Source organism: Trinickia sp. (assembly GCF_035492435.1).
GTDB lineage: Bacteria > Pseudomonadota > Gammaproteobacteria > Burkholderiales > Burkholderiaceae > Trinickia.
Genome location: NZ_DATJJF010000202.1, coordinates 1 through 2,930, shown reverse-complemented (window position 1 = coordinate 2,930; position 2,930 = coordinate 1). Strand labels below are relative to the sequence as shown.

The following is a 2,930-nucleotide window of genomic DNA, read 5'->3' as shown; positions in this document are numbered from 1 at the left end:
ACATCGTTTACATTTTCAGGCATCGCGGTGCCAGTGTTGCACGGGTTCAATGGTTTTCGTTCGTTCGTCGAGCAGTCCAAGAAGGTGAAAGCTGTAGCGGATCTGCCATTTAGTTTCGCCAATTTGCTTGAGAGCGACATGATCTTTGGCCAAGACGTGGGACAGATAGATGAGCTCTCCTGCCCAACGGATTTCTCCATTGGGTCGCACGTAGCGCACGAGGACATCGTTGCCATATTCCACAGCCGGCAGTTTGGCCGGATAAGGTCTGAGCGAAGCGCGATAGACTTTACCCGGTGTCGTTCGATTCAGAGCTTCGTGCGATCGCTCGAAGTTGTATTCGTGTCGGAAGTGATTGAAACGGCATTGTTGGGCAGTGAAGTTCGGCGCCAGCGGATAAACGGCCGCCGCCTTGAGGCTGCGGTGCATGCGCTCATGGCGGCCGTTCTGCCCGGGCTTGCCTGGTCTGATGCGTTGCGGACGAATACCGAGTCTGATCCACCACTTGGACAAGGTGCTGATGCCACCGACCGCAAGCGAGGCAAACGGCGGCCCGTTATCCGAGCGGATGCAATCGGGCAAGCCGTATTCGCGAAACGCCCATTCCATCCACGGTTGCACCGCCTCGGTCGTAGGGTGCGCGAGCCCCTGGCATGCAAGCAGATAACGCGAGAAGTTGTCGCTCAGCGTAAGCGGATAGCAGCGCTGACGGTTGCGCAGCGCGAAATCGCCTTTGAAGTCGACGCTCCACAACTGATTACAGCGCTGACAGGCTGCAAACGCCGTGCTGTCCGGATGAACCCGGCGGCGCATTCGCCGCGGCCGGACCAAGCCCGCGCGTTTGAGTATCTCACCGGCCGTGCTGTCAGCAGGCCATCGGCAGCGCGGATACTCATCGCGCAGACGATCGAGTACCTTCTTGGGCCCAAAGCTCTGATGTGCAAGCTTAGTCTGAATGATCATCTCAACGAGTTCGGGCGCCGTCGCATTCGGGTGTCGATGCGGCGCTCGCGAGTGTTCGGCCACCGCCTGCATCCCCTTTGCTATCGTTCGCTCGATCCACTTGTCTCCAGTCGGACGACTGACTCTATACGCCGCGCACAGCTCCGTCTTCTTGAACCGCCCGCTCAACCAATCGTTCACAAAGCGCTTTCGTTCATCCATCGCACAGGTCTCCGTCCATGGCATTGGCAAGCCCTCCTTTGCCAACACACTGTAGGATGTAAACCATGTGCCCGGTTTACTTTGTAAATGATGTTACCGGTTTGCACCCGCCTAGGTCCTCCCCTTGAAGGGGAGGATGGGAACAGCGTTCCGCTCTAACTTATTACCATCGCCAGCCGCCCCGCAGTGGCATTGCGGCGTATTAGGTCATGCGCTTCTTCGACGCGCTCGAGCGCGAAAGTCTGCGTCACGACCGGCTTGATGCGCTTCAAGCGCACGAGCTCGAGGGTGTGCGCGATTTCGGCAACGTTCACGTAACGCGACGAATGGAGCTCGAGCCCGCGATGCAAAAACTCGAGCGGGTTCACGGTGAATCCAGGTTCAATTCCGTACACCGGTTGCGGCTGCGCGCCTATGATCACGAGGCGGCCGCCCACCGCCAGCGATTGCAGCGCGGCCTCGAGCGTTGCGCGGCTCGCGACGATATCGATCGCTGCATCGACGCCGAAGCCCTGCGTGAGCGCCTTGACCGCGTCCGACAGATTCGCCTTGCGTGCGTCGATGACTTCATCGGCGCCGTGCGCTTGCGCGAGGGCAAGCTTGTCATCGCCGATGTCCGCGGCGAGCACCCGCGCGCCGCAAAGCCTGGCCATTTGCACCATGTGGATGCCGACTCCGCCGCCGGCGCCCACGATCAGCACGCTGTCGCCGGGGCCCAGCCGCGCTTCCTTGTGGCACGCGTGATACGGCGTGGCGATCGCGTCCGACGCGACCGCCGCGTCGACGTACGACACGCCATCGGGAATCGGCACTGTGTTGCGCTCGGGCAGCGCCACGTACTCCGCATACCCGCCGTCGATCGCGGCGCCGATATTGCCGCGTTGATTGAGGCACAGCGTTTCACGGCCGGCGCGACATTGCTTGCACTGCCCGCACGTCAGGTAGAAATGGTTGGTTACCCGCTGGCCGGTTTTGACGGTGCGCACCGCGTCGCCGACTTCGACGACGTCGCCGGCGATTTCATGGCCGGGAATGCGCGGGTACGCGGTGACTCGCCCCGGCGTCGCCAGCAGGTTGACCACCGTAAGCCCGATGCCGCAAGCACGCACGCGCACGAGCACGTCCGCGGGACCGACCTGCGGCCTTGGCATTTCGGCGAGCTCGAGCGGCTGGCCAAACGCGCGCAGCACCATCGCTTTCATTCGTTCACCCGTACTCAATCTGCATGACGAGCGCCATAGTGCACCAAGCGGCGCAAATACTAAAGTGCCCACGGCTCAATCCCGCCGCCGTGAGTTAATATCGCGACTCTCTCGTCAATCGCTGTCAAGAGTGCCTTCTATCATGGCCAAAACTGCACCGGCAATTTCTCCCGTCATGCGCAAATTGAGTGAGTACATCGCGCGGGTGCCGCGGCAGCGGCTGCCGGCGGATGTCATGGAGCGCGCGAAATACCACGTGCTCGACACGCTGGCGGCGATGGTATCGGGCGCGCCGCTGCTGCCGGGCCGCCGCGCGATCGAATACGTGAGCGCATTGGGCGGGGTGCCCGAAGCCGGCATCGTGGGCAGCCGGGTCGTCACGTCGGCGGCCAACGCGGCGCTCGCGAACGGCATGCTCGCGCATGCGGATGAAACCGACGACGCCTATTATCTCGCGCTCGTGCATCCAGGCTGCAGCGTAGTGCCCGCGGCGCTCGCGATGGCCGAGCGCAACCGCCGCAACGGCACGGCCCTGCTGCGCGCGGTGGTGCTCGGCTACGACGT

The 2,930-nt window shown here is 62.4% G+C and carries 3 protein-coding genes; 1 reads left to right on the top strand and 2 read right to left on the bottom strand.

The window, feature by feature from the left end; genetic code table 11:
* Nucleotides 1–15: 15 nt before the first annotated feature.
* Nucleotides 16–1,164: a DDE-type integrase/transposase/recombinase gene (locus tag VL598_RS14420; RefSeq protein ID WP_325327409.1), complete on the bottom strand. Its 1,149-nt coding sequence runs from the start codon at nt 1,162–1,164 to the stop codon at nt 16–18.
* A gap of 155 nt (nt 1,165–1,319) precedes the next feature.
* The gene (locus tag VL598_RS14415; protein ID WP_325327408.1) at nt 1,320–2,366 is read right to left on the bottom strand and encodes an alcohol dehydrogenase catalytic domain-containing protein; all 1,047 of its coding nucleotides are present in this window, start codon (nt 2,364–2,366) and stop codon (nt 1,320–1,322) included.
* A gap of 142 nt (nt 2,367–2,508) precedes the next feature.
* Between VL598_RS14415 and VL598_RS14410 the strand changes: the two genes are divergently transcribed.
* A partial coding sequence (locus VL598_RS14410; RefSeq protein ID WP_325327407.1) for an MmgE/PrpD family protein occupies nt 2,509–2,930 on the top strand: 422 nt, incomplete at its 3' end.

Bases quoted from the DNA above. Each gene is read 5' to 3' on its own strand.
- VL598_RS14415 (WP_325327408.1), bottom strand. From the start codon at position 2,366: ATGAAAGCGATGGTGCTGCGCGCGTTTGGCCAGCCGCTCGAGCTCGCC.
- VL598_RS14420 (WP_325327409.1), bottom strand. From the start codon at position 1,164: ATGGATGAACGAAAGCGCTTTGTGAACGATTGGTTGAGCGGGCGGTTC.